This window comes from Mesorhizobium sp. M2A.F.Ca.ET.037.01.1.1 (assembly GCF_003998075.1).
GTDB lineage: Bacteria > Pseudomonadota > Alphaproteobacteria > Rhizobiales > Rhizobiaceae > Mesorhizobium.
In genome coordinates this window covers 1-558 of the sequence record NZ_RZSA01001722.1, presented here as the reverse complement: position 1 = coordinate 558, position 558 = coordinate 1, and the positions used below count along the sequence as shown (strand labels likewise).

The following is a 558-nucleotide window of genomic DNA, read 5'->3' as shown; positions in this document are numbered from 1 at the left end:
ATGTCGGCTCGCTCGGCCTCACCTCCTTCATGCAGCAGATCACCCGTGTGCGCGCGCTGGAAGGCGAGATCGCGCGCACGATCCAGTCGATCTCCGGCGTCAAGGCGGCGCGCGTCCATATCGTCATGTCCGAGCGCGCCAATTTCCGCCGCGACGAGCAACAGCCCTCCGCCTCGGTGGTCATCCGCTATACCGGCAACGATGCCGAGAAAAGCGCCATGTCGATCCGTCATCTGGTTGCGGCGGCGGTTCCCGGCCTCTCGGCCGACAAGGTCACCGTGCTCGATTCCAACGGCAATCTGCTGGCCGCCGGCGACGATCCTTCCAACACGAGCGCCGCGCGCACGCTGGGCGTCGAGCAGACGGTCGAGGCGCAGATCGGCGACAACATCCGCCGCGCGCTCACCCCCTATCTCGGCCCCGACAATTTCCGCGCCAGCGTCAAGGCTGACGTCAACACCGACAGCCGCCAGACCGAGGAGACGATCTTCGATCCGAACTCGCGCGTCGAGCGTTCGGTGCAATCGGTCAAGACCAACGAGGCCAGCAACCAGAAGC

The 558-nt window shown here is 65.8% G+C and carries 1 protein-coding gene; it reads left to right on the top strand.

From position 1 onward, the window contains the following. Positions 1-558 (top strand): flagellar M-ring protein FliF C-terminal domain-containing protein (locus EOA27_RS39435; RefSeq protein ID WP_281059535.1); only part of this gene is annotated, 558 nt, incomplete at both ends.